The sequence below is a fragment of the Acinetobacter sp. EKM10A genome (assembly GCF_011075215.1).
GTDB classification, from domain to species: domain Bacteria; phylum Pseudomonadota; class Gammaproteobacteria; order Pseudomonadales; family Moraxellaceae; genus Acinetobacter; species Acinetobacter baumannii.
This window is the reverse complement of sequence record NZ_JAALLK010000014.1, coordinates 38813-63763: the sequence shown is the minus strand read 5'-3', so window position 1 is coordinate 63763 and position 24951 is coordinate 38813. Positions and strand designations below refer to the sequence as shown.

The 24951-nt window shown below is 41.9% G+C and carries 23 protein-coding genes and 1 other RNA gene; 19 read left to right on the top strand and 5 right to left on the bottom strand.

The features are described from left to right. Positions 1-3 precede the first annotated feature (3 nt). On the top strand, positions 4-696 hold the full coding sequence (locus tag G9371_RS15365) for a YggS family pyridoxal phosphate-dependent enzyme (protein ID WP_001108520.1): 693 nt from the start codon (positions 4-6) through the stop codon (positions 694-696). Positions 697-897: 201 nt separating this feature from the next. Here G9371_RS15365 and G9371_RS15360 read toward each other — a convergent pair whose 3' ends face one another. Beyond that, on the bottom strand, positions 898-4494 hold the full coding sequence (locus G9371_RS15360; protein WP_002058592.1) for an AAA family ATPase: 3597 nt from the start codon (positions 4492-4494) through the stop codon (positions 898-900). 9 nt (positions 4495-4503) lie between these two features. Next, entirely contained in the window at positions 4504-5772 is a 1269-nt protein-coding gene (locus G9371_RS15355) for an exonuclease SbcCD subunit D (RefSeq protein WP_000116701.1), read from the bottom strand. A gap of 164 nt (positions 5773-5936) precedes the next feature. Here G9371_RS15355 and G9371_RS15350 point away from each other — a divergent pair, with 164 nt between their 5' ends. Beyond that, positions 5937-6410, top strand: a complete 474-nt coding sequence (locus tag G9371_RS15350) for an OsmC family protein (RefSeq protein WP_000152331.1) — start codon at positions 5937-5939, stop codon at positions 6408-6410. Between the two features lie 71 nt (positions 6411-6481). Here G9371_RS15350 and G9371_RS15345 read toward each other — a convergent pair whose 3' ends face one another. Beyond that, positions 6482-6859: a VOC family protein gene (locus tag G9371_RS15345; RefSeq protein WP_001059432.1), complete on the bottom strand. Its 378-nt coding sequence runs from the start codon at positions 6857-6859 to the stop codon at positions 6482-6484. Positions 6860-7239: 380 nt separating this feature from the next. On the opposite strand from G9371_RS15345, the gene G9371_RS15340 reads away from it, so the two are divergent. Next, entirely contained in the window at positions 7240-7692 is a 453-nt protein-coding gene (locus G9371_RS15340; protein ID WP_000161637.1) for an ABZJ_00895 family protein, read from the top strand. 87 nt (positions 7693-7779) lie between these two features. After that, positions 7780-8685 (top strand): TIGR01777 family oxidoreductase, encoded by a 906-nt coding sequence (locus G9371_RS15335; RefSeq protein WP_001039368.1) that lies wholly within the window; start codon positions 7780-7782, stop codon positions 8683-8685. Here G9371_RS15335 and G9371_RS15330 read toward each other — a convergent pair. Next, positions 8677-9792 carry an NAD(P)/FAD-dependent oxidoreductase gene (locus tag G9371_RS15330; RefSeq protein WP_000546680.1) on the bottom strand — a complete coding sequence of 372 codons (1116 nt, stop codon included), beginning with the start codon at positions 9790-9792 and terminating at the stop codon, positions 8677-8679. The two genes, G9371_RS15335 and G9371_RS15330, sit on opposite strands and share 9 nt — an antisense overlap. 25 nt (positions 9793-9817) lie before the next feature. Further along, on the bottom strand, positions 9818-10831 hold the full coding sequence (hemB, locus tag G9371_RS15325) for a porphobilinogen synthase (protein WP_000222569.1): 1014 nt from the start codon (positions 10829-10831) through the stop codon (positions 9818-9820). A 142-nt stretch (positions 10832-10973) separates the two neighbouring features. Here hemB and G9371_RS15320 point away from each other — a divergent pair, with 142 nt between their 5' ends. The 15 genes from G9371_RS15320 (at position 10974) to G9371_RS15250 (ending at position 24836) form a co-directional block, all read left to right on the top strand. After that, positions 10974-11471 carry a thioesterase family protein gene (locus tag G9371_RS15320; RefSeq protein ID WP_002156418.1) on the top strand — a complete coding sequence of 166 codons (498 nt, stop codon included), beginning with the start codon at positions 10974-10976 and terminating at the stop codon, positions 11469-11471. 269 nt (positions 11472-11740) lie between these two features. Further along, on the top strand, positions 11741-12892 hold the full coding sequence (locus tag G9371_RS15315) for an EmrA/EmrK family multidrug efflux transporter periplasmic adaptor subunit (protein ID WP_000128703.1): 1152 nt from the start codon (positions 11741-11743) through the stop codon (positions 12890-12892). Between the two features lie 6 nt (positions 12893-12898). Beyond that, on the top strand, positions 12899-14422 hold the full coding sequence (locus G9371_RS15310; protein WP_000857095.1) for a DHA2 family efflux MFS transporter permease subunit: 1524 nt from the start codon (positions 12899-12901) through the stop codon (positions 14420-14422). A gap of 303 nt (positions 14423-14725) precedes the next feature. Further along, positions 14726-16711 (top strand): gamma-glutamyltransferase, encoded by a 1986-nt coding sequence (ggt, locus tag G9371_RS15305; protein WP_002058570.1) that lies wholly within the window; start codon positions 14726-14728, stop codon positions 16709-16711. Positions 16712-16871: 160 nt separating this feature from the next. Beyond that, positions 16872-17231: a transfer-messenger RNA gene (gene ssrA / locus G9371_RS15300) on the top strand. Between the two features lie 179 nt (positions 17232-17410). Further along, on the top strand, positions 17411-18640 hold the full coding sequence (locus G9371_RS15295; RefSeq protein ID WP_031977880.1) for a tyrosine-type recombinase/integrase: 1230 nt from the start codon (positions 17411-17413) through the stop codon (positions 18638-18640). A 147-nt stretch (positions 18641-18787) separates the two neighbouring features. Continuing rightward, positions 18788-19555 (top strand): hypothetical protein, encoded by a 768-nt coding sequence (locus tag G9371_RS15290; protein WP_000578616.1) that lies wholly within the window; start codon positions 18788-18790, stop codon positions 19553-19555. 209 nt (positions 19556-19764) lie between these two features. Then, on the top strand, positions 19765-19980 hold the full coding sequence (locus tag G9371_RS15285; RefSeq protein WP_031977877.1) for a helix-turn-helix transcriptional regulator: 216 nt from the start codon (positions 19765-19767) through the stop codon (positions 19978-19980). A 2-nt stretch (positions 19981-19982) separates the two neighbouring features. Next, the gene (locus tag G9371_RS15280) at positions 19983-20192 is read left to right on the top strand and encodes a helix-turn-helix domain-containing protein (RefSeq protein WP_001016479.1); all 210 of its coding nucleotides are present in this window, start codon (positions 19983-19985) and stop codon (positions 20190-20192) included. Beyond that, entirely contained in the window at positions 20189-20743 is a 555-nt protein-coding gene (locus G9371_RS15275; protein WP_001988245.1) for a Bro-N domain-containing protein, read from the top strand. The genes G9371_RS15280 and G9371_RS15275 overlap by 4 nt, the downstream gene beginning before the upstream one ends. Continuing rightward, the gene (locus G9371_RS15270) at positions 20736-21104 is read left to right on the top strand and encodes a hypothetical protein (RefSeq protein ID WP_001046481.1); all 369 of its coding nucleotides are present in this window, start codon (positions 20736-20738) and stop codon (positions 21102-21104) included. The genes G9371_RS15275 and G9371_RS15270 overlap by 8 nt, the downstream gene beginning before the upstream one ends. A gap of 9 nt (positions 21105-21113) precedes the next feature. Next, positions 21114-21419, top strand: coding sequence for a hypothetical protein (locus tag G9371_RS15265; RefSeq protein WP_000787149.1), 306 nt, complete (start codon positions 21114-21116; stop codon positions 21417-21419). A 124-nt stretch (positions 21420-21543) separates the two neighbouring features. Then, on the top strand, positions 21544-21822 hold the full coding sequence (locus G9371_RS15260) for a hypothetical protein (protein WP_001064707.1): 279 nt from the start codon (positions 21544-21546) through the stop codon (positions 21820-21822). A 12-nt stretch (positions 21823-21834) separates the two neighbouring features. Next, positions 21835-24300: a DUF927 domain-containing protein gene (locus G9371_RS15255; RefSeq protein ID WP_001022396.1), complete on the top strand. Its 2466-nt coding sequence runs from the start codon at positions 21835-21837 to the stop codon at positions 24298-24300. A 332-nt stretch (positions 24301-24632) separates the two neighbouring features. Beyond that, positions 24633-24836: a single-stranded DNA-binding protein gene (locus tag G9371_RS15250; protein ID WP_001984265.1), complete on the top strand. Its 204-nt coding sequence runs from the start codon at positions 24633-24635 to the stop codon at positions 24834-24836. Positions 24837-24951: the final 115 nt, after the last annotated feature.

Genomic DNA, 24951 nt, shown 5'->3' with positions numbered 1-24951 from the left:
TCAATGAATTACCTGCAAGATGCGCGACAGCACGTATTACAGCAAATCAGAACAGCTTGTGAACTTGCTCAGCGTGCGCCTGAAACTGTGCAACTTTTAGCCGTATCGAAAACTCATCCGAGTGAAAGATTGCGTGAAATGTATGCAGCAGGGCAAAGGGCATTCGGCGAAAATTATTTGCAAGAAGCTTTAGATAAAATTGATGCTTTACAGGATTTGGATATTGAATGGCATTTCATTGGTCATGTTCAGCGGAATAAAACTAAGCATTTGGCCGAGCAGTTTGATTGGGTTCATGGGGTAGATCGTTTAATTATTGCAGAACGCCTGTCTAACCAACGTGGTGATGACCAAGCTGCACTTAATATTTGTTTGCAAGTCAATATTGATGGGCAAGAGAGTAAGGATGGTTGTGCACCGGAAGACGTTGCCGAGTTGGTTGCTCAAATGAGTCAACTACCGAAAATCAGGTTACGTGGTTTAATGGTGATTCCGGCTCCTGACAATACAGCTGCTTTTGCAGATGCCAAAAAATTATTTGATGCGGTAAAAGTCCAACATGCTCATCCAGAAGACTGGGATACATTGAGTATGGGAATGTCAGGGGATTTAGAAGCCGCAATTGCCGCTGGTTCAACAATGGTACGTGTAGGTACAGCTTTATTTGGAGCTAGAGACTATTCGCAAAAAGGCTGATGTAAGCGATTTCTTACAGAAATTGCGGCCTTTTGCGGCTATGGCAGACCACGCTTTTTTTGTACTATGAACTCATCAGGAAACAGGATGTTTCTAAGAATAACAATAAAAAGTCATGAATGGATGCAGACAGGTACGACAGGAGTCATACCAACGCAGAATCTAAAAAAGCCCCGACAGGATGTCGGGGCTTTTTAGTTTTTAACCCACTATTTCAATGGTACTTGCACCAGCGCCAAGTGGTTTCACTTGAATTTGTACAGGAATGCGTTCATGCATTTCTTGAATGTGTGAGATGAGAATGACCTGACGTCCCTGATTTTGCAGTTGGTCTAAAGCATTCATGACCATGTGCAAAGATGAGGCATCTAAAGTACCAAAACCTTCATCAATAAACAGTGATTCAATTTTCATTGAACCCGATGCCATATTGGCAATCGCTAAAGACAAGGCAAGGGCAGTTAAGAACGACTCACCGCCAGATAAAGAGGCAACTGAGCGGGTTTCTCCATCCATGTCGTGGTCAATAATGGCAAGGCTTAAGGACTGATCAAGACGTTTTAGCGTATAACGCTGAGAAAGCATCGCCAGCTGTTGGTTGGCATGTTCAACTAAAATATCTAGGTGATATTGCTGAGCATAGTCACGGAACTCTTTACCTTTGGCATCACCAATCAAGCCTGAAATTTTGCTCCAGCGATGTTCTTCTTGTTGAATGTTTTGAATTTGCTCAGCGTATTTTTGCTGTTTGGCAAGGTTTTGCTGATGTAATTTAAGCTTCAGCTTTAGCCCGTCACGCACTTCAAGCTGTGCTTTGAGCTTTGCAATATTGTCTTGAATGAGGGTAACGAGCTTTTCGTATTCAATATCTGGCTGAGTTTGTAAGTGCTCGCTTAATTGCTCTTGCATCGTTTTAAGGGCAGAAGAGGCTTCACTTAATAAACGCTCGGCATGATTAAGACGGTTACGAATATCTTGCTCTTGAGCTGAATTAATCTGTATGAGTGCCGTAAGATCAGATGCCTGAAAATCAGTATGGGCTTTTAACCAGTTTTGAATTTGCCCATCAATCTGCTGTTGATGTTGTCCTGTGTGTTGATACTGATGTTTAAGTTGATCGAGCGCCTGTTTTTGCTGTTCAAAGTGTTGTCTGGTTTGTTCGAAACGCTGTTTAGCCTCATGATACGCCGTTTGTTGTTGCTGACGTTTAGCGTCATGCTCAATTAACCATTCATGCGGCTTAATATCCGAACGGCCCGTCATTTGCTGAATGAGCGATACCGCTTTTTCATTATTTTGTTGGCCTTTAAGCGTAATCTCTTGGAGATTTTGATCGATCTCATCAATTTGCTTGGTCATTTGCTCAAGGCTAGCAGACAGCATTTTAAGTTCTTGCTGCTGTTGTTCAAAACGCTGTGAAAGCTGTTCTTGTTGCTCAAGTTGCTTAGCACGTGCATCAAGAATAGCCCAAGTCTGCTTAGCTGTTTGGCTACTTGCTTGCTGCCATGCGTGCTGTTCGGTTTCTGATAAACACTCGACAATATGTTGAACTTGTTGTTGCCATTGCTGTGCTGTATTAAGCAAACTTTCATTACGCTGAATAGTTTGAACAAGTTGATTGTGTTGTTTAATGGCTTGGGTTAAACGCACATTTTCTGAGTCAAATAAACTTATGGCAGTTTGTGTCGCTTGTCTCAGCTCATTAAGTGTTTGTAAGATTTGTTCAGGAGCTTGATTAAGCTCAATGTGTAATTGATTGAGGTTAAACGCTTGCTTAAGCTCTTGCTGCAAGCTTGATTGTTTTACTTGTAGTTGAGCTAGATATTTCTGAACTTGCTCAAGCTCAGCATGACACTGGGTAAGCGCATGTTGCTGGGTTTGCCATGCATTAAACTTAGTTTGCTCGAGTGCAATAGCTTGTTGCTCTTGCTGTTGCTGCAAATCGAACAACGCTTTAGAGACTGCACTATTGTCAACACGGTAGGGGTGATGGATGCTTCCACAGACCAAACACGCTTCACCTTCTTTAAGATTGGCACGTAACTGTTCAATATTTTCGGTGTGTAGTAAACGTTGCTGTTGCAGGATGTGCTGTAACTTTTCACGTTCAGTTTTTGCTGTTTGGTAGTCTTGTTCAGCTAACTGGCAAACGGTTTTAAGCTGCTCTTCTTGCGCGGAGGCTTGAGTATGTTTTTCGGTGAATTGCTGAAGCTCAGCATATAGCTCATGATAAATTTTTATTTTCTGTTGAATCAGATCTAACTGCGTGACTTGAGCAAGTTTCTGATCTTTATCTTTACGTTGTTGTTCAAGCTTTAACTCAATCTGTTCGACGGTGCCTAGTGAAACTGTGAGTTGTTCAAGTTCACTTTTAGCTTCCGATAGCTTTTGGCGAGCAAGGGTAGGCTTACCGAGCTGTTCTTCAATTGCTTGGTAATTTTGAATAAATTGCCCAAGCTGATGTAGATGTGCTGAAAGGCCCTTATCTAATACAGCATATTGCTGAGTCTGGATCAGCTGCTGTTGTAAATGAATTTTGTTCTGCTCAAGCTGTGCAATCTGCTGTTGTACAGCGTTTTGCTGCTGTTGTAGTGGGCTTAGTTTTTGCTCAAGTACATGTCTTTTTTCTTTGCACTTTTTATATTCATCGGCAATAAAAGCACGTTCTTGAATGGATTGTCGAACTTGATTTAAAGCATGTTGATGCTGTTGCTCAAAATCGAGTGTTTGTTTGAGCTGTTGTTCTGCAAGTTGATATTGTTTTTGTCCCGTTTCAAAAATTTGTACCAACTCATTAAACTTGGTTTGAGCTTGCTGAATTTGCGGCTCAAGTTGTTGCAGTGTTTGTAAATTTTGAGCTTGCTGAAAAACTTGTGGGCGTATTTCAGAGAAAACTTCGAGTCGTTTTAATTGCTCACGTTCACTAGCCAGTTGTTGATGGTGATTTTGCTGGGTTTGAAACTGTTGCTGTTTCGATTGAACTTCTTGCTCAAGTTTTGCTTTGCGTTCAAACCATTGTTGCTGTTTGTCTAAGACATGTTTTTGTTGTTCTAACTGTTGATAGTTTTGTTCGGCTTGCTGGTATTGCTCGGTAAATGCAGCAATCTCTTCATCAGACAAAATTTCAATATGGCCTAAAAACTCTTCCAGCTGTTTACGCTGCTTTGCAATATCGGCTGTTTTACGAAAAGCCAGTTCACCGATTTTGGCGAAAATGCTGGAGTTGGTCAGGTACTCAAGTAATTCACCACGTTCGCTGTCTCGAGCTTTTAAAAATGCGGTTACTTCGGACTGGGCAAGTAGCACCGCACGAGTAAATTGTTCAAAAGAAAGCTGGGTAATTTGCTTAACTTTTTCATCAACCGCTTTGGCTTTGTCGGCAAGTACTACACCATCGGTCAAGCATTTTAAGTGGCGCTGCACACTTTGTAATTTACCATTTGGGTTTTCACGTGCACGTTTAATTTCCCAACGAGCCAAATAGCGCTTTTGATCTTGCGCAATAAAGCAAAGTTCAGCAAAACCATGGCCTGTACCACGGCGTAAGACAGTTAAAGGAGAGTTGGTCAGCAACTCAGAGCCATCAACATCTTTTAACTTACCATCGCTGTCTTTAAGGCGAGGAACCCGATTAAATAAGGCCAGACACATCGCATCTAAAATGGTCGACTTACCTGCGCCAGTTTTCCCCACAATTGCAATGAGACCTGCATGGGCCAGAGGTGCGCTTTCAAAGTCAATAAAATGTTCATCAGCAAGCGATGCCAGATTTTTTATTCGAATAGATAAAATTTTCATGGCATATCCTTAATGGCTTGCATCATTTTCAAGATGTTTTTGTGCTTCTTGTACCAGACTCAGAAAATCTTTTAAGACCGCATCATCGGCGCTGTAACCTTGTTTTTCCCAAATATTTTGAAAGAGCTTTTCTGGTGTTGGCGGTTCAAGTGCAATGTGCTGGGTAGTATTTGAATTAGTCGTGTCTTTATTTACATATTGACGTGAAATACGCACTAAACGATAGCGGTCAGGTGGCAGAGCAGCTTCAAACTGCTGACGTAAATTCGGCTGTGGCGGCGTTAAACTATAATATTCAATATCGACATATTCACGGTGGTCAATATTTTCAATCACGCCATGAGGCAAGGCTTTGAGTTGTTGCAGTACCTCGTTTAGCTCACCACGAATACGGTGCAATTGTATGCAACGCGGAATTTCGACAGCTTCAAATTGCAAACGGCTGTCAGTGTCTTGAGAAGGGTCAATTTTGACCTCAACCACTTGGTGCTTATAGTTAATTTCGCTAAAAGAAAGCGGAATGGGTGAACCGCTATAACGAATGTGCGGCTGACCTACTTTTTGTGGTTTATGTAAGTGCCCTAAAGCGACATAGTCGACAGCATCTTCAAATAAAGTCGTCGAAAGCGCCTCTTCATTACCAATAATAATTGGGCGTTCAGAGTCGGATGTTTCTCCACCTTGCATATGCGCATGCGACATCAAGATAAGCGCTTGGTCTGGTGTCTTACGACGTTTGGCTTCGGCAATGAGTTGCTGGTGCAAATAGGCAATCGCGTTTTTGCTATTGGTGGTATGTTCGTTAAAGCCCGTAATTTCGGCCGAACGTAAAAAAGGCAGGGCAAGGCACCACGCCACAATATCTTGATTTTGGTTATAGATAGGTAAAAGCAGTCGATCGAGATCTAGGGTTTTATCTTCATTCCAGCGAACCACACCCACAGTTTTTGCATTGTATTTTTCTAAAAGCGGTTCGACCTGTTCAATACGGTAGCCTGAGTCATGGTTACCCGCAATCATGAGTGTTTGCATGTGCGGTGCAATACGATGGGCATCTGCTAAAAATTGGTAGAGTTGTTTTTGTGCTTGAGAACCCGGGTTAATGACATCAAAAATATCGCCAGCAATAAGCAGGGCATGTGGTTGTTTTTCTTGGATTTGAGTGAGCAACCAGCTTAAAAATTGTTGGTGTTCGTAGTGTCGTGAGTGATTATAAAAAAACTGCCCCAAATGCCAGTCAGAAGTATGTAGAAAATGTACGGACATAGAAACAGACATCAAGCCAAAGTAAACACAGATACGTTAGCATAAATTGGCAGGAGATTTTATCAAGACATTTTAAAGTGCTCGTTATTTAAGCCCCCAGTAAAACTTGAATTAAATTTTTCACTTTAAACTTTGCTTTGTTACTATTAGGTCAAACCATGAACTTTGAGAATAAAATGACTATTCATAAATACGAAGTAAAAATACAGTGGGAAGGCAATACGGGTACAGGCACTTCCTCTTATCGTTCATATAAACGAGACTTTAGTATTCAGCATCCTCAAAAGACAACTATTCAAGGTTCATCAGACCCTGCCTATTTAGGCGATGTGACCAGATGGAACCCAGAAGATTTATTGGTCGCATCAGCTTCTGCTTGTCATAAGCTTTGGTATTTACACCTATGTGCAGTCAATCATATTTACGTTATGAGTTATGTCGATCATGCCCTTGGTTTTATGGAAGATACAGATCCGGTCAAACGTGGTCACTTTACCCAAATTATTTTAAGGCCCGAGGTTGTTTTAGAAAAAGGTGCTGACCAAGAGCTTGCAGCAAAACTACATGAAGAAGCACATCACGAATGTATGATTGCCAATTCGGTAAATTTTCCAATTACATGTGAAGCCAGCTTTAGCTTTGCTGAATAATTCATATGAAATAGCCACCGATAAAAGCGGTGGCTATAAATTAAAATAAATAAAATCGTTAAATAAAATATTTAAGCTGCATTTTCATCGACTTGAAAAATACCAAAAACGTTGTGGTCTAAATCGACAAAGTAACCATGCCAAGCGCGGCCCGGAATAGCGAATTTATCCATCGCGACAATACCGCCTTGCGCTAAAATTTTTGCAGCCACTTCATCGAAGTTTTCCACCTGAACCGAACAAGTAAATGCATTGGTGCCATATTCCATTGGCGGTATTTGAGCAGGGCGTTTTAAGAGTCCTCCCATAATTGAAGGTGTCTCTATGCGGTAATATTCAATCGGTAAGCTTTCATCGAGTTTAAATTGCCAACCAAACACAGCTTGATAAAACTGCGCATCGCGGGCAGGGTTTGAAGACTGGATTTCAAAATAGGCAATATTGTTCATATTATTTAAATCATATTTTTATGGTGTAAAAAGTATACGCATAGCCTTTATAGCCACGAAAGCACTATTGTGTATGGTGAGCGTAAAATAAATGAAAGTGCTAGAAAATAAAAACCGACGATTCGAGTGATGAGAGAATCGTCGGTCAAAAACTTCATCAAGGGTTTCGGCTGCTAACAAAACCTAATCCGAAGGAAGAAAGAGTCGTAATGAAAGGTCACCGAAACAATTTTGCGGATGCCGTGCAAAGGAAGTATTCGGTTGCTGCGACCTTGTTACCCTATATAACGTCAAGAGATCAGGATTGGTTGACAGAAAAATGAAAAAAAATCGAAAAAAATTTATAATTATTTTTTTGAACCCATAAATTAGGCAAAAATATGACCAAAATACGTTCTTACTTTCTCTGGTTTTTTGCTTTATGCATCGTGCTTACTTTAATTGTCGGTGTGATTGCAGCACTATTACCAGCGAGTGTAGGCGGTATTTTAACAGCCGTTCCATATTTAGGCGCAATGATTTTTGTCTTATTTAGATTTTTAAAGAAAGAACGCCGTGCACCGACAGTACCAGAAAAAAAGAAATTTACTTTAGGTTTTACGCTCATATTTTGGGGCTATAACTTGTGTGGTGTTTTATTTGGTCTGTTTTTATTTTCAAGAAAAGACCCTGAGATTTTGCAAAACTTTATGCTTTACCTCAAACAACCTCAGTTCTTAAGCATTATGGTGATTATGCTTTTAATGTTAGCTATTCCGCTTTATTTAATTACCTATTGGTTTTATGGCAAACAAGCCCAGCGCATGGCAAACAAAATGTTTAATGTGCCATAACTCACCACAAAACTGATACGATTAGTTCGATATTAAATTTTATAACTATATCAATTAAAAACTGCTGTCCTCGGTTTTGGAAGAAATATGAATAAGAATGTATTAATTACAGGTGCCAGTGGCTTTATTGGAACGCATTTAATTAGGTTCCTATTACAAAAAAATTATAACGTGATTGCTGTGACACGGCAGGCTGGAAAGACATCTGACCATCCTGCCTTGCAGTGGGTACAAAAGTTCAAAGATATTTCGACCCGTCAAATTGATTATGTGGTGAATTTGGCCGGTGCAAATATTGGTGAGAAACGCTGGACCGAGTCACGTAAAAAACAACTCATTGAAAGCCGTGTAAATACGACCCAAAAACTGTATGCATGGCTTAATCAATCTCAAATTTTTCCTGAAGTGATTGTCTCTGGCTCGGCCATTGGTTATTACGGTATAGATGCTCAAGAAAAGTGGACAGAGGTGTGCACTGAACAAAGTTCGCCACAGCCCATTTTCATGTCTCAGCTTTGCCAAGAGTGGGAACGCGCAGCGTTAGCAGACTCTCAGCAAAATACTAAAATTATTCGTTTAGGCGTTGTGTTTGGGCAGGGTGGCGGCATCTTGCCTAAAATGTTGCTTCCTATTCGACTCAATTTAGTCGGTCAAATTGGTCATGGCAGTCAACCTGTGGTTTGGGTACATATTGAAGACGTATTAAACGCAATTGAGTTTATATTCAAGCATCCTCAATCTGCTCAAATTCACAATGTCGTGGCCCCAGAAAACGTGACCCAAAAGGTATTTGTTGAACAAGCTGCCAAAGTTTTGAATAAGAAACCACTGTTGTCGGCGCCTAGTACAGTTTTTCGCTGTTTGTTAGGAGAGCAGTCGCAATTGATCTTAAATGGGCAATACGTCAAACCCGCAGCCTTACAAGCAGAAGGATTTGAGTTTGCTTATCCTCAATTAAAAATGGCTTTAGAGAATATACTCGCCTCAGGCTAAGATTTTATTTTGTAAGCGCTCTGGTGAATATGCTTTGGCATCAATTAAGGTTGGTTGATCTAGCATAAGCTGACGAAGCAATTGTGCAGAACCTGCGCCCATACACAAACCATTTCTAAAGTGACCAAAGTTTGCCCAGAGGTTATCCATTTCAGGCATTTTGCCAATGTAGGGAACACCATTTGGTGAACTTGGTCTGAGACCTGCCCATCGATGTACAATCGGGAAATCGGCCAGTTCAGGCACCATTTCTAAACATGCTTCTAAAATATTGTGCTGAGTCGTTTCGTCGGTAGAAGTGTCAAAACCACGATGTGCCATGCTTGACCCGCACACGATATGACCGTCCATACGTGGAATCAAATACATGACTCGATTCATACACATGGTCGGTAGCCAGTGAGCTGGGGTTTTAAATAACAACATTTGACCTTGAACAGGTTCGACTGGAATTTCGAGTTGTAATTGTGAGTTCCAGTAATGGCTCCAAGCGCCCGAAGTTATTACAAAATGGTCTGCTGTATGTTTGCGACCATCTTCGGTTTGGAGCGCTTGTATGGCATCACCTTGTTGAATCAGTTTTTTAACAGGAGTGTGTTCAAAAAACTCAACATTTGGATGTTGCTTTAAATAGCGAATCAGGGACTGTAATACGCGGGGATTGCGAATATTAGACAGTTCAGGGAAATAAATCGCTTCTTGAAACTGATCGGAAATATGTGGATTTACTTGCTCTAAGGCATCTCTTTGTAAATATTCACAGCGCTGCATCGGTTCTTGATGCTGCTCGGCGTAGGACAAACCAACGTCAAAATCTTCTTCATCAAAAATCAGCATGCCTGTGTCATGAATTTCAAAATCAATCCCTGTAATAGGGTAGAGCTTTTGGTTCCATGCTTGATAAGAGGCTTTGCCAAATTGGGCAAGTTGGTTCACTGCATGCACATAGCGCCACGGGTACATTGGAGAGAGAATACCTCCACCAGCCCAAGAGGCTGCTTGTCCCGCTTGTTGTTGATCAAAAATGCTGATGGTACAGCCTTGTTCAACCAACTCCAGCGCAGACATTAATCCACTTATGCCCGCGCCAATGATTGCAATATGCATGCAGTGTTATCCTTTCTCTGCGAACTTAGTTCATTTCCTTGAGTTTTTCAGCAGCGGTTTCTGCAAAGTAAGTCCAGATCCCGTCTGCACCAGCGCGGCGGCAGCACATGAGCGATTCTAAAATCACTGAGTCTGATAACCAGCCATTTTGAATTGCGCCAGCTAACATTGCGTATTCGCCACTCACTTGGTAAATGAATGTCGGAATACCAAAGGTATCTTTCACTTCACGTACCACATCCAGATATGGCATGCCCGGTTTTACAATTACCATGTCGGCGCCTTCTTGAATATCAAGCGCGATTTCATGTAATGCTTCGGCACGGTTGGCAAAATCCATCTGGTAGTTATATTTATTACCACCTTTTAGGTTGGATGCAGAGCCAACAGCATCACGGAAAGGACCATAGAAGCTAGACGCATATTTCGCAGAGTAGGCCATGATGTTGGTATAGATGTGACCATTGGCTTCTAAAGCTTGACGAATTGCGCCAATACGGCCATCCATCATGTCACTTGGTGCAATTACTTCGGCACCTGCTTCTGCGTGACTTAAAGCTTGTTTAATCAAGCATTCTACAGTCTCGTCATTGAGCACATAGCCAGTTTCATCAATAATGCCGTCTTGACCATGAGTCGTGTATGGGTCGAGTGCACCATCGGTGATTAGCACCATTTCTGGTAATTCTTTTTTAAGCAAACGACAAGTGGTTTGAACTAAACCATCTTCACGCCATGCAGCTTCTGCGGTGAGGCTTTTATCTTCTTGAGGTGTTACAGGGAAAAGAGCCAGTTTGGATACGCCTAATTCCAGAAGTCTTTCAGCTTTTTTCAGTAATAAATCTGCCGACAAACGCTGAATGTTTGGCATACTTGGAATATCTTGGGTTTGATTTTGTCCCGGTAATACAAATACTGGATAAATCAAGTGATTGGTAGTGAGCTGTGTTTCGCTGACCATCGCACGCAACTGGTCATTTTTACGGATACGGCGCATGCGAGTAGCTGGAAATGCAGGACGATTGAACGTATAAGTCATAACAATCTCGATGTTCGGTATTACACTAGGATAGGTTGGCGGATATTCCATTACTGTCAACCGACTGCTGTATTGTAGCCCCATAATGCTGGATTTGTACAAAATTATGGGTGTTTATCATGCTTTTAAATTTAGGCAACGTATGAGTGATGAAAAGAAAAATTGGACGGGGAACATACAATTAGGCGCCAAAACCGACCTAAATGTGGTTCTCAACCAATTGTGTAAGGCGTTTAATAGCTGTCCATTTTTTAAGCATAGTGGAATGATTATGCGTGTGGTAGATGGGCACATTGAAGGCTATGTTGAAATGCAACCTGACCTCATTGGCAATTTGGCTTTTCAGGTTTTGCATGGTGGTGTGGCTGCAACTTTGCTCGATAGCATTGGTGGAATTGTGGCAATGGAACATCTCTATCGCCGTTCAACCCCCGAAACCCTGCCTGAAACCATTAAACAGGTTACACGCTTGGCAACTGTCGATATGCGTGTAGATTATTTGGCACCGGGGCGTGGTAAATATTTTATTGCACGTGCCGAAGTCCTACGTTTAGGCCGCAAGGGCTGTACCATGCGCATGACCATGGTCAATGATGAAGATAAACAGATTGCTGCCGGCATTGCCTCATATGCCTATTAATCTAGGCATTTTAAGCATTTAAAAAGCGCTCAGGGCGCTTTTTTTCATATTAAAAAAGATAAAAATTTCACAAAAACTTTGAGATAAACATTAATTTAATTAGAACGAACGCATTAGTTATATTTTTTTATTCTCATATCATGAGGTTTTAGCGTTAAAATTGTCTCCTTTGACAATGCGGTATGTCTTGTTTATAGAAAAATAAAAACTCTATAACAAGGTGTAGTGCGAGATTGATGGCAAAGCCAACTCATCTTTAGGAACATACCATGACTGATGCACAAAGCAATGTACAAGAAACAGTGCCAACAACATCTGCCTCGGATGACAACATGCAAAACAAGCGCAAAAAATTTCTTGGTTTCTTTGCGCTGATTTTATTGATCGCCGCTATTTTATATGCAATCTGGGCATTATTTTTAAATCACTCGGTGAGTACGGATAATGCTTATGTCGGTGCAGAAACCGCGCAAATTACCTCAATGGTTAGCGGACAGGTCGCTCAGGTTTTGGTAAAAGATACTCAAACAGTACACCGCGGTGATGTGCTGGTTCGTATTGATGACCGTGATGCCAAAATCGCGTTGGCACAAGCCGAGGCAGAACTTGCCAAAGCAAAACGCCAATATAAACAAACTGCGGCAAACAGTAGTTCTTTAAACTCTCAAGTGGTGGTTCGTGCTGACGAAATTAACAGTGCTAAAGCACAGGTTGCTCAAGCACAAGCCGACTATGACAAAGCTGCTTTAGAACTGAACCGCCGTGCACAGCTTGCGGCATCTGGCGCTGTGTCTAAAGAAGAACTCACCAAAGCACAAAGTGCGGTTGAAACTGCTAAAGCAGGGCTAGAGCTTGCTAAAGCCGGCCTTGCACAAGCGACTTCTAGTCGTAAGGCAGCCGAAAGCACCTTAGCTGCAAACGAAGCGTTAATTCAGGGTGTAAGCGAAACCTCGACTCCGGATGTACAAGTTGCACAAGCGCATGTAGAACAAGCTCAGCTTGACTTGGAACGTACCGTGATTCGTGCACCAGTTGATGGTGTGATTACCCGTCGTAATATTCAAGTTGGTCAACGCGTTGCACCGGGTACAAGCATGATGATGATTGTGCCGCTTAACGATTTATATGTAGATGCTAACTTCAAAGAAAGTCAGTTGAAAAAAGTCCGCCCAGGTCAGCCAGTCACATTAACATCAGATTTATATGGTGATGATGTTGAATACCACGGCAAAGTGGTGGGCTTCTCTGGTGGTACAGGCTCTGCCTTTGCCTTAATTCCGGCTCAAAACGCAACAGGTAACTGGATTAAAGTGGTTCAACGCTTGCCGGTTCGTATTGCACTTGACCCGAAAGAACTTGCTGAACACCCATTACGTGTTGGCTTGTCGATGGAAGCAAAAGTCGACTTATCTGCGAAGTAAACGCTTATGAAAACGCAAACACCTTTTGCCGAGTTAAGCGGTGGCCGTTTACTACTGGCAGCGTTTGTTATTGCCTTGTCGAACTTTATGGTCGTACTTGATACGACCATTGCCAACGTCTCTGTACCGCATATTACCGGTAACCTTGCTGTTTCAAGCACACAAGGCACATGGGTCGTTACTTCATATGCAGTTGCAGAAGCGATTTGTGTACCTTTAACGGGCTGGCTGGCAGGCCGCTTTGGAACGGTGCGGGTCTTTATCTTTGGTTTAATTGGCTTTACGGTCTTTTCTTTCCTGTGCGGTTTGGCAACATCCTTAGAAATGTTGGTGTTTTTCCGTATTGGGCAGGGTCTTTGTGGTGGTCCACTTATGCCACTCAGCCAAACCTTGCTTATGCGTATTTTTCCTCAAGAAAAGCATGCGCAGGCAATGGGCCTATGGGCAATGACCACAGTCGTCGGGCCAATTTTAGGGCCAATTTTGGGTGGCCTAATTAGTGACAACCTGTCTTGGCACTGGATTTTCTTTATTAACTTACCGGTTGGTATTGTCTGTGTATTAGCAGCAATGCGCTTGTTAAGAGTAGCTGAAACAGAAACCATTTCTTTAAGAATCGACACTGTTGGTTTAGGTCTGTTAATTCTGTGGATTGGTGCGTTACAGCTTATGCTCGACTTGGGGCATGAACGCGACTGGTTTAACAGCACCAGCATTGTGGTTTTAGCTTTAACTGCCGCCATTGGCTTTGTGGTGTTCCTGATATGGGAACTCACCGATAAGCACCCCGTGGTGGATGTCAAAGTCTTTAGGCATAGGGGCTTTGCCATTTCGGTACTGGCTTTGTCGCTCGGCTTTGGCGCATTCTTTGGCAGTATTGTACTGATTCCGCAGTGGCTGCAAATGAACCTTTCCTATACCGCGACGTGGGCCGGATATTTAACTGCAACCATGGGCTTTGGTAGTTTGACCATGTCACCAATTGTGGCAAAACTTTCGACCAAACATGACCCGCGTGCGCTGGCGAGCTTTGGTTTAATTTTGCTGGGTATTGTGACCTTAATGCGGGCATTCTGGACCACAGATGCCGACTTTATGGCACTGGCTTGGCCACAAATCCTGCAAGGTTTTGCAGTACCGTTCTTCTTTATCCCACTGTCTAACATTGCACTTGGTTCGGTACTCCAGCAAGAAATTGCATCTGCTGCGGGCCTCATGAACTTCTTAAGAACCATGGCAGGGGCGATTGGCGCTTCAATTGCGGTGACCGTGTGGGACGACCACGCCAAAGTTGCCCGTAGTGAAATGGTGTCAAACCTACATACGACTGAAGTACAAAACACACTTTTGCAAAATGGTTTTACGGCTGACTCGACGCTTGGAATTATTTCAAACCTTGTCGATAAAGAAGCCATTACCATGTCGGCAAACCATGTGTTTTTGCTTTTTGCGATCGTGTTTGTCTTTGCAGGGCTGGTCATTTGGCTGTGTCCAAAACCCAAACAGGTCAGTGGTATGCCTTCTCACTAAACATCAAAAAGCATCTCTTCGGAGGTGCTTTTTTTAGGTCTACTACAAAATGAGCGAGTTTATAAATAGGAAATTTTGCTTGTAGTTAAAGAAATAAAGCATGCCAGAATTGGGCAAATCAGTTATAAAAGAGTGTGATAACAAGCAAGGAGACATAACGCAAGGCACAAAATAAACACCCTCAATCATTTAATATTATTAAAACTTTATTTTTATCAAAGATTAAAAAACTGAAGACCTGAAAACAAAGAAGCTTGCATGGCAATTGCATGGATAGGCAGGCGTATATATTGGAGTTATCACGTGAATAAAAGATATTCATTTTTGTTCAGTAGTTTATTAGCAGTCGGTTTATTACAAGGATGTGGAGATGACTCCTCATCAGATCAGCCCAAGGATGATTCAAATATAACCCCTCCCAATTTAATTGTAGATAATGACCCGACCAGTTGTAGCAAACTGGCACAAGATGGTTCAAGCGTGGTGGTCGGTTCAAACCAAAATGGTGACCCTGCCGCGCCAGAGGGTGCATCGGGTTATAGGCTCGGTAACACGGTTAAATACGCAGATAAATATATGGTGGTGGCAAACACGCCACTTGCGGTAAAAGCAGGTTGCGATGTGTTAAAAGCAGGCGGTAGTGCAGTTGATGCAGCCGTAGCAGTACAAGCCGTACTTGGTTTGGTCGAGCCACAGTCGAGTACCATCGCCGGTAGTGGTTTTATGATGTATTACGATGCCAAAACCAAACAAGTCACGGCTTATGATGGCCGTGAAACCGCACCTGCTGCAGCCAACGAATTTTATTTAATTCGCCAAAATATATATGACCCAAATTCACCTCCGCCTGTACCAAGTGCCCGCCGTAGCGGTCGTTCGATTGGTGTGCCGGGTGTGATGCGTTTATTGGAACAAGCACAAAAAGAGCATGGCAAACTTAAGTGGAACCAACTTTTTGGTGAAGCGATTGGTTTGGCTGATAACGGTTTTCGCATACCGGGGCGTTTGGCAGATGCCATTGCAAGTAATGCAAGCAATTTAGCACTTGATGCAAATGCAATGGCGACTTATTTCTACCCAGATGGATCACCACGTAAAGTCGGCGAGACCATGACCAATAAAGCCTATGCCAGGACACTTGAAGCACTCGCTTCACAAGGGGCAAACGCACTGCACACTGGTCCAATTGCGCAAGCCATTGTGGCAAAAGCAGGGCAAACCGTGGGTGATGACCCAGCACGGACTCCAATTACCCCAAGTTTGATGACCTTGCAGGATTTATCGAACTATCAGGTGAAAAAACGCGACCCGATTTGTACGACGTACCGTGACCGTTACTATGTATGTACCATGCCACCTCCATCCTCGGGAGGGATTGCAGTTGCACAGACGTTGGGTATTTTAGAAAACTTTGATATGTCGCTTTATCCACCTAAAAATTCTGAAAATGAAGGTGGTGTGCCCGATGTGATGGGCGTGCATTTAGTGTCTGAAGCAGAGCGTTTGGCCTATGCCGACCGTGACAAATATGTCGCAGATACCGACTTTGTGGATTTACCAGCACAGGGTATTCCAAGTTTTATTGATAAAAACTACTTGAAGCAGCGTGCAGCACTGATTAACCCGAACCAAAGTATGGGCGTAGCACCAGCAGGTAATTTCAATACAGCGGCAGGTGTAGATACCACTGTTGAACATGGCACAACTCAGTTCACGATAGTAGATGCCTATGGCAATGTGGTTTCAATGACATCGACTGTTGAATCGAGCATGGGTTCATTCCACATGGTGGATGGTTTCTTGCTGTCAAACCAGTTAACTGACTTTAGCGCAAACCCTTATGACAGCACTGGGGCACCAGTTGCCAACCGTGTAGAAGGCGGCAAACGCCCACGTAGTACTATGGCGCCAACCTTAGTGTTTAAAGGCACCACGCCAGATGAATTTTATATGGCAACAGGTTCACCAGGTGGCGGTACCATCATTCAATATGTGGTTAAAACTTTGGTAGGTGCATTGGACTGGAACTTAAATGCACAGCAGGCCACTTCGCTTGTTAACTTTGGCGCAACCAATAGCAAAAACACCAATGTAGATAGCTCGAATGTACAGCTTTCCTTAGTTGACCTAATTGAAGGCTTAAAAGCAAAAGGGCATGGCATATCGAACACTGCGCAAACCAGTGGTATTTCAACGATTATGAAAGTAAATATAAATAATCAAAGTAAATACGCAGGTGGGGTAGACCCACGCCGTGAAGGGATTGTGTTAGGCAATGGTGCTTTATAGGCTAAACTTAAAAAAGCCGTCATTTTTGGCAGCTTTTTTTATGAGGGGCCTTGAAAAAAACAAAAGGCACTCAATTATGTAAGTATGTTCATCAGTGGCAGACTGTTGATAAAATGCACAGCATTTTATTTTAGTTATGCTATGATGTGCAGACATTCATGGGGATGTTATTGGCTTCGACGCCGGTGATGAAACTCATAGATGCATGCCGAGAGCGCATTTTCTCTCGTAAATAAAATTTGCATTTAAATAGTCGCAAACGACGAAACTTACGCTCTAGCTGCCTAAGGGCCGCTTGTCCGCTTCCTAGAATACTTGTGGTCTGGGAACCCGACTGAAGCGCACGCACACAAGTCCGTATAGAGTCAAGCCTCGGGGCTTTATACCAAACTTAGAGGATCGCACCTTGTACCCTGTTCGTCGGGTCACTTGGTGTTAAAACAATAGACGATATCTAAGCATGTAGTATTCTCGAGCGTAGTGCTGGCGGACGCGGGTTCAACTCCCGCCATCTCCACCAAATACCTAACAAAACATGGCAAAATATGCCAAGTTTTAAAACGAAAAGGCTTGATTCTAAAGGGATTGGGCCTTTTTTCTTGCCTGAACATAACTAAATATAACTAGCCATAGTGTACATGCACCGTGTACACTGCCTTGTACATTGCACATTTTGTTGAACTCGCTGGTGTACAAGCCATGAAAAGAACAGAAATCAAACGTAGACCGTTATCAGATACCGTACTAGCTAACCTTGAACCGGAATCAAAAGAATATCGGGAGCTGGACGGCGAAGGCTTATATTTCCGTGTAAAGCCTGATGGTAAAAAAGCATGGCTATTCAGATATAAAAAAGCAGATGGTAAATGGTCATGGCTGGGTATCGGTACTTATCCTGAATTATCAGGAGCAGGCGCAAGGAAGAAGGCTAGAGAGATAATCAAGGATATATCACAAGGTGATAATCCAATCATTACCAAGCAAGAACGTAAACGCCAAGAGCTTGAGCAAAATAATGCCACCTTTGAAGTATTGGCCCGTGAATGGCTGGATACCAAAGCAAATACTTGGGTAAAGGACACCATGACCCGAAATAAGGGTGCATTGGAAAAACATATATTTCCCATTTTTGGTAAACGCTTGTACACCAGCATTAAGCCGATTGAATGGATGAATCATTTAAAAGGTATTCAGCAACATCAAGGAATATATGAACAGGTAAACCGAGTTCGGGCCATGTGTCGTGATATATACGATTTTGCAAAGGTGACAGGCCGTATTGATTACAACCCATTAGAGGGGCTGCAAAAGTTCCTACAGCAGGGCGTAAAACAAAATATGTCACATGTGAGTGAACAGGAGTTACCAGCACTATTGAGGGCCATTAATAGCTACCCAACTATGGACGTTCGGATGGGCTTGCAGCTTTTGGCCATGTTGTTCTGTCGACCTACCGAGCTAAGGGAAGCCAAGTGGCAGGAGTTCGACTTGAATCAAGGGATATGGAATATACCAGCCGAGCGCATGAAGAAACGCCGTGAGCATGTAGTGCCTTTACCTAGGCAAGCTATTGCCATACTAAATGAGTTAAAAACTTACGAAACCAATTCTGAGTATTTATTTCCGAGCAGATCAGACAAGAGCAAGCCAAAGTCGGACACAGTTTTTATTATGGCCTTGCGCCGTATGGGGTATGAAGGTAGACAAACACCGCACGGATTTAGGCACATTGCCAGCACCTTGTTAAACAATCGTGGTTTTGATGAACGTCATATTGAAGCAGCACTGGCACACGTAAAGGATGGCGTGGCAGGCGTATATAACAAGGCTCAATATTTAGATGATAGAAAAATCATGCTGCAATGGTATGCGAATCATTTAGAAGAAATTGCAGATCAAAGGATTATTCAGTTTAAAAAGGCTAAATGACAATATATGGCGAACTATTAGCCAATAAATGCACAAATATAGGTAAATATCGTTTATATTTAGATTACTAGGTATAGGCAGGCCAGCCGACAAGCAAGTCCCCAACTTGTTTACCTAGCTACTTTGGGGGATGCTTGGGAGGCGGTTTTGATTGGTGCTAATGAAGATTTGGATAATATTCCAAAGCAATTTATTTCAGTTAATGAGTTGCTAGAAATTTTTGCCGACCTTGAAAAAACTACCTTAGAAAAGTCCGCGCAATGGCTTATAAACAATAAACAAATTTTGAATGCAGCCAAAAAGCTAGTCCTTAAAAATGAATATACACTTGTCGAATACGAACATAGCGATAATGATTTTTATAACTGCCCAATTGAAGCGTTGTCGCTTATTGCTAGTGGCGAAGATTGCGACCCTTTTAGTGATTACGTAGGCTTTTCTAGGTATGTAATATTAATGAGCTTGAAGGAGCTTGGCTTAGATATTGGCGATGCCTTGATTAATAATAGCCGTGCTTATATTGCCAAAAACTGCCATGAATATGATGATAATTTTTATAAAAAGCAATGCGCCTATTTAATAAGTATGATTGGTCAAAGTCCTGCACTAGAGCTACCTATCCAGCAAGAAAAGGATATTAATAATACCTATCTCTTAAATCCAAGTAATCCGAACTATATCCCAGCATACGCCTTGCTTCTAAGAATACATCATGATTTAAATACAGTTGGCAGATTTGAGGGTACAAAACAGAAAAGAGTTGCCGATTGCCTTGAGGAATATGGACAGCACTACGGTGTACAAAATACACCGACCAACGCTATACACTTTTCAAATCTGATAAAAGTTAGAACTACGGCCAAAGATGAGGCCAGCACAGCTATGAAAAAAATACTTTCTCAAGAACAAAAATAATATTTTCTTTTATCAAAGTAATAATTACATCTTATTAAAATAATACTTTTTTAGCTATAGTGATAATTTGCGAAGAAAAATAATATTTTTGTCCGACTAATTAATATTTTAGTTGTTTAAATTCATATATTTAGGTGACTAATTTATATTTTTTAATAACAAAATAAAACCCATACTAAACCCATATTCTTTTGTATATGGGCTTTTTTATGACTATTAAACCAATCCGCGTTCAATTCAAAACTGCTTGTGAACTACTGGATATAAGTCGTGAATCATTGCGCCACATTCAGCGCACAGATGAAACTTTCCCGAAAGCAATAAAAATAGGTAATACCAAACAGGCTCCAGTCTATTTCGACTATGCCGAGCTTGTAGAGTGGCATAACAACCAAAAACAAAGCCTTGCAGCTATAGAGGCATAACCATGAACCATCAAACTGTCATCCTAGATTATCTCAAACAAGGCAAGACCCTAAGCCAAGCTGAAGCCATAGAGTTATGCGATTGTTACCGCCTAAGTGCTGTTATTCAGCGTTTACGCCTATTAGGTCATAACATTGTGACCCACCAAGAGCCAAACCTAAACAGCAAAGGCACTCATGCCCGATACGAATTAAAAGAGGTGACAGCATGAACGCCGTAACCCATTTCGATTTTAAATCCAGATCCGTTCGTATTGTCCTAGATGATAATCAAGAACCGTGGTTTTGTTTAACCGATGTATGTAAGGCTTTGGACATTTCAAGATCATCTGATTTATTACAGATTCAAAGGGGGGACGTTAAAAACGAAACCCCTAAGCGAAATGGTGCATTAGATTCAAAGGGTGTGGCGGATTACCACACCCCTACAAATGGCGGTATTCAAAAACTCAAATTTATTAATGAGCCGAATTTATATCGCATCATCTTTCGATCTAATAAAACCGAAGCGTTGAATTTCCAAAATTGGGTATTTGCTGAGGTATTGCCGTCAATTAGAAAAACCGGTTCATATTCTGCTAGACAGTCAGCTTATGAAGAATTGAACCGTTTATGTATGCAAGAGAAAGTATCTAAGGATAAAGGTACATTTCATAGTTTAGGTATGCACCGCCGTAAATATGAAAAGCATTTAAACGCCAAGCGTATCCAAACATGCAAAGCAAATTTACAGATTGCTTTTGATGGGTTACACCATGAATAAGTATGTAAACCCTGAATTTTTCAAAGCCTTTGACCATTACAAAGCAATGCTGGCCCAGTATGGGGAACATCACCCCATCACTGAGCAGGCCCTCATTTTGACAATGCACTACACGCCTGAGCATATCAAAGCGGAAATGCACCAAAAGGCAAAGGAATTAAATCTATTGCCACCCCCAAGCGGTTATACGGATGACGGCGAACCCATGTACCAGTTAGAGGACATTGCAAAGCATTTCGGCATTAGCTTTGAAGAAGCAGAACAGTGTTTATTGCAGATGATGGATAACCGCCAGCAAGTCGGATTATCAAATGACGGCGTTTTGATTGATTCAAATATTCATATCAACCGTGTGCAGTAAGGGCCAATAATGAAAAATGAATTATTCGATATTGCCAACATGCCCAAGTATGGTTATATTAATCGGGCTTTGAGCAAAATCTCAAAGTTAGCTTTGGTCGGCTATAAATGTAACAAAGGCGCACAGTCCGCTTATCGGGCTTTTTTTGTGCGTAATATCTCTATGCGTTCGCATATCTCTATGGCGAAGCTGGAGAGGGACACCTTCGGGTGTGCAGGTTTCCTTTGTTCCCTGTCGACCAACCCTTTTCAGCTTTGCCACCCTCATTTGGTCGTGAATGGCAAAGCTCTTTTAAAAAACGAAGGAGCGCATTAATCATGCCTAAAAATATCCATCAAATTACACGCCAGCGTATCCAGTCAGCAGAATTTGCACAAAAGCAGGGATTGGTTAAACGCATTTCTTTAATGCTTAAAAAAGTATGGGGAGTGTAATTACTATGAATAACCAAAACGCTAAAAACACGCCTAAAACTTATGATGCAGGCGATTTATGGGACATTCAATCATTAGCTGAATTTGATATGAACTGGATGGAAGTAGCAATTTCAGATATTAAAAATCGTTTAAAAGAAATAAAAGCCGAACTTGGTGGTAAGGATGTTTTGGGCTTTTATGCTTTGGAAAATGTCATTGATATGTACCAGTATATTGCCGAAAAACGTCACAGCTATCATGCAGAGCAGGCAGAGAAATATAAAAAAGAATGGCATGGGTAAGGAGGGGGGACAATGAACATTAAACCCGCTTGGGATACCAAGCCTGATATGTTTGAGGGCAGCATTTCAAATATTACCCCGCAAACACAACAAAGCCCACTGGAGGAAGTGGGCAATGGTGCAAGTCATTCAATAATTGAAGCACTTGAAGAACATACAGTCCCATTATTTAACAATAATCCACTACACGGTGCAATGGCTGAAATGGTGGGTGGTTGTCCTGTAGAAATCCGCCGTTCAGTGATTGAGAAAGCCACCCAATATGGAGAAGCTGATGATAATGCCCTATATGGTTTAGCCGTATTTGATCTATACAACGAGCATTTACAGCCTACAGGTGCAGTATTCACTAACCCAACTATTAAAGGTTTTAAGGATATTGTTTTCGGCCATGGCGGTTTGTATTTCAACCGGTCAAAGTTGAATGAATTACCTTTGATTGTGACGGATGACATTCATCTTGCATTTAAAACAGCGTATCCAATCTATGCACCGTATCAATCAGATAAGATTAATGCTTATACCCTCAAGACATTGATGCAAGCACATGCTGATCTATGTGTGATAGCCCCAGTCCATCAGCAAGATGCTATACAACGGCGTTACAGTGGTATGGATGTCAAAATGGCATTTATTCCTGAACCTCCAAACATTGCTATGCTTCAAGATGAGCTAGACAGCATGATTAAGGTGGCGATAGATCAAGCCAAGAGCCTGGCAAAAGGACACTTAGCTAAACCATTTAAGATCAAGGAAGGCGAATATTTAAATATCCTTATGGATGGCTTATATCTAGTGAAGGAACATGATGATGGAGAAGGCGGTATTAAACGTACTAGAACCAGAATATCTGATTCAGCAATTATATTAGGTGAAGCCAGAAGCTTGAATAATAATAACTGGAAGCGTGTAATTCAGTTTAATGATAAAGACAATGTTCAGCATACGTTACTCATTCCCTATGAGCATTTCATGGGTGAAGCACAAGAAGCATTAAAGATCATTGCCAATCATGGATTAATGCCACCACGACAACCAAATAAGAAGAATGTATTTATTAACTACATTCAGGACTATCCAATAGAAAAGCGTTTTCGATGTGTTGACCGTACCGGATGGCATGGTCATTCATACGTTACGCCAAGCAAAACATATGGCGATTCTAGCGGAGAAGAACTTTTATTTAATAGTGAAATGAAAAACCCCTACGCCGTGCATGGCAGCCTTGCAGGATGGCAAGAACTAAGCCGCTTGATAGAGCCCCATGCACTGGGTGTACTGGCGTTTTCTTGTGCATTTTCGGGACAATTGGTTGCGCCATTAAACTTAGAGAGTGGTGGCTTTCATATCTATGGCTCATCTACCGATGGAAAAAGTACCATTACAAAAGCAGCGTGTAGCGTGTGGGGCAATCCTAGAGAAGTATCGAAACAATGGCGCACCACAGACAATGCCCTGGAGAACGAAGCCGAATTAAGAAACGATAGCTTTCTAAATCTTGATGAATTGCGACAGGCGCCCCCTAAGGCCGTGTCGGATATTGTTTATATGCTTACTGGTGGGCAAGGTAAATCACGAAGCAGCAAGACAGGCAAAAATAGGGATTCTAAGCAATTCAACTTGATGTATACGTCCACTGGCGAAGTCACCCTCGAGGAACATTTACGGCGTGGCGGTATCGAGCTAGATGCAGGTTTATTGCTTAGGTTCGCCCATATCCCTAGTGATGCAGGCAAAGGATACGGCGTATTTGAATGTGTCAACTATGGCAGCAATTCAAGCGACTTGGGCAACCGCATTAATGAGCTTGCTGCGAAGCATTACGGATATGCAGGCATCAAATGGCTTGAGTATCTGACCAGTGATAAAGATGTAGTAATGCAGCAGGCCCAGAAATTACTAGACAGCTTTATTGAGCAGCACACCCAAGCAAAGAACGGACAAGCTAACCGCGTTTTACGCCGTTTTGCATTGGTGGCGGTGGCTGGAGAGCTGGCAACGCTGGCAGGCATTACAGAGTGGCAGCAAGGACGCGCATTTGAAGCCGTAGCGCAATGCTTTAATACTTGGCTAAATAGTCTAGGCGGTGGCGAGAATATGGAAGAAACAAAGATTCTTGAACATATCAAAGCCTTTTTTGAATCCAACGGAACGAGCCGTTTTGAAGACTTAACTGTAATCAGACAGGCAGACGGCGAAGTAATCCGTCCGCGCACTCATAACCGCGTTGGGTATTACGATCCTGATGATAAAGTCTATCTTGTATCGCCGACCATGTTTAAAAAGGAAATGTGCATAGGCATGAACGAGGCGAATGTTAAAAAAGTCTTAATCAAACATGGCTGGATTAAAGAGTTTATCGAGGGAGGCAAGAAACTATATGTGAAAAAGTCTAGCGTCAATCTACCTGACGGCACACGGCCGAGAATGATGCACTTTAGCACTGAGGCCATGCAGAACTCAGATAGTGAAATCTGAAAATAGATTTTATAGGGTGGACGATGTGGACATAGTGGACATAAAGAAAATATTTATAGTTAATGTATTGCTATATATAGATATTATTATGTCCACTTTATATAAATATACATATTTTAATAGGTGGACATAAGGTGGACATGATTCAAGGTAAATATATCTTGTCCACCTACTATGATTTTAATGTCCACTTTTTTTATATGTTGTTTTTCCTATGGGTGGACAGATTTAATTATTTAAAATCATGTATATAGAAGTGAATGTCCACTTTGTCCACCATGTCCACCTAAAATTACACATATACAAGTACAAGCATATTAAGAGATTGAACAATGCCAAACGTAAAGAAAGTTACTGTCATGGGTGTGTTAGGTCTTAACCCTGAAACTAAACAATTTTCCAACGGTGGCAGCGTTACGACATTCAGCGTTGCAACTACTGAGTTTTGGAAAGACAAGACCACAGGTGAGCGTAAAGAGGCTAATAGCATAAATCTGTATCAACAATCGTTTAAAGAGTGTTGCCAAAGGCCGTAAGGTTTATATTAAGGGAAGGGGCAGGCTAATTTCTTACAAATGAAAGTTAAGGGGGTAAAGTTGAAGTGCTATTCTTAAATTCAATTAGTAGGTTTAGCTTAAATTAATAAACTCA

Coding starts and splice junctions, on each gene's coding strand:
- G9371_RS15365 (WP_001108520.1), top strand. CDS start 4: ATGAATTACCTGCAAGATGCGCGACAGCACGTATTACAGCAAATCAGA.
- G9371_RS15310 (WP_000857095.1), top strand. CDS start 12,899: ATGAAAACGCAAACACCTTTTGCCGAGTTAAGCGGTGGCCGTTTACTA.
- G9371_RS15360 (WP_002058592.1), bottom strand. CDS start 4,494: ATGAAAATTTTATCTATTCGAATAAAAAATCTGGCATCGCTTGCTGAT.
- G9371_RS15330 (WP_000546680.1), bottom strand. CDS start 9,792: ATGCATATTGCAATCATTGGCGCGGGCATAAGTGGATTAATGTCTGCG.
- G9371_RS15265 (WP_000787149.1), top strand. CDS start 21,114: ATGAAAAATGAATTATTCGATATTGCCAACATGCCCAAGTATGGTTAT.
- G9371_RS15260 (WP_001064707.1), top strand. CDS start 21,544: ATGAATAACCAAAACGCTAAAAACACGCCTAAAACTTATGATGCAGGC.
- G9371_RS15285 (WP_031977877.1), top strand. CDS start 19,765: ATGACTATTAAACCAATCCGCGTTCAATTCAAAACTGCTTGTGAACTA.
- G9371_RS15350 (WP_000152331.1), top strand. CDS start 5,937: ATGACTATTCATAAATACGAAGTAAAAATACAGTGGGAAGGCAATACG.
- G9371_RS15320 (WP_002156418.1), top strand. CDS start 10,974: ATGAGTGATGAAAAGAAAAATTGGACGGGGAACATACAATTAGGCGCC.
- G9371_RS15315 (WP_000128703.1), top strand. CDS start 11,741: ATGACTGATGCACAAAGCAATGTACAAGAAACAGTGCCAACAACATCT.
- G9371_RS15280 (WP_001016479.1), top strand. CDS start 19,983: ATGAACCATCAAACTGTCATCCTAGATTATCTCAAACAAGGCAAGACC.
- G9371_RS15345 (WP_001059432.1), bottom strand. CDS start 6,859: ATGAACAATATTGCCTATTTTGAAATCCAGTCTTCAAACCCTGCCCGC.
- G9371_RS15275 (WP_001988245.1), top strand. CDS start 20,189: ATGAACGCCGTAACCCATTTCGATTTTAAATCCAGATCCGTTCGTATT.
- G9371_RS15270 (WP_001046481.1), top strand. CDS start 20,736: ATGAATAAGTATGTAAACCCTGAATTTTTCAAAGCCTTTGACCATTAC.
- G9371_RS15255 (WP_001022396.1), top strand. CDS start 21,835: ATGAACATTAAACCCGCTTGGGATACCAAGCCTGATATGTTTGAGGGC.
- G9371_RS15335 (WP_001039368.1), top strand. CDS start 7,780: ATGAATAAGAATGTATTAATTACAGGTGCCAGTGGCTTTATTGGAACG.
- G9371_RS15355 (WP_000116701.1), bottom strand. CDS start 5,772: ATGTCTGTTTCTATGTCCGTACATTTTCTACATACTTCTGACTGGCAT.
- G9371_RS15250 (WP_001984265.1), top strand. CDS start 24,633: ATGCCAAACGTAAAGAAAGTTACTGTCATGGGTGTGTTAGGTCTTAAC.
- G9371_RS15295 (WP_031977880.1), top strand. CDS start 17,411: ATGAAAAGAACAGAAATCAAACGTAGACCGTTATCAGATACCGTACTA.
- hemB (WP_000222569.1), bottom strand. CDS start 10,831: ATGACTTATACGTTCAATCGTCCTGCATTTCCAGCTACTCGCATGCGC.
- G9371_RS15340 (WP_000161637.1), top strand. CDS start 7,240: ATGACCAAAATACGTTCTTACTTTCTCTGGTTTTTTGCTTTATGCATC.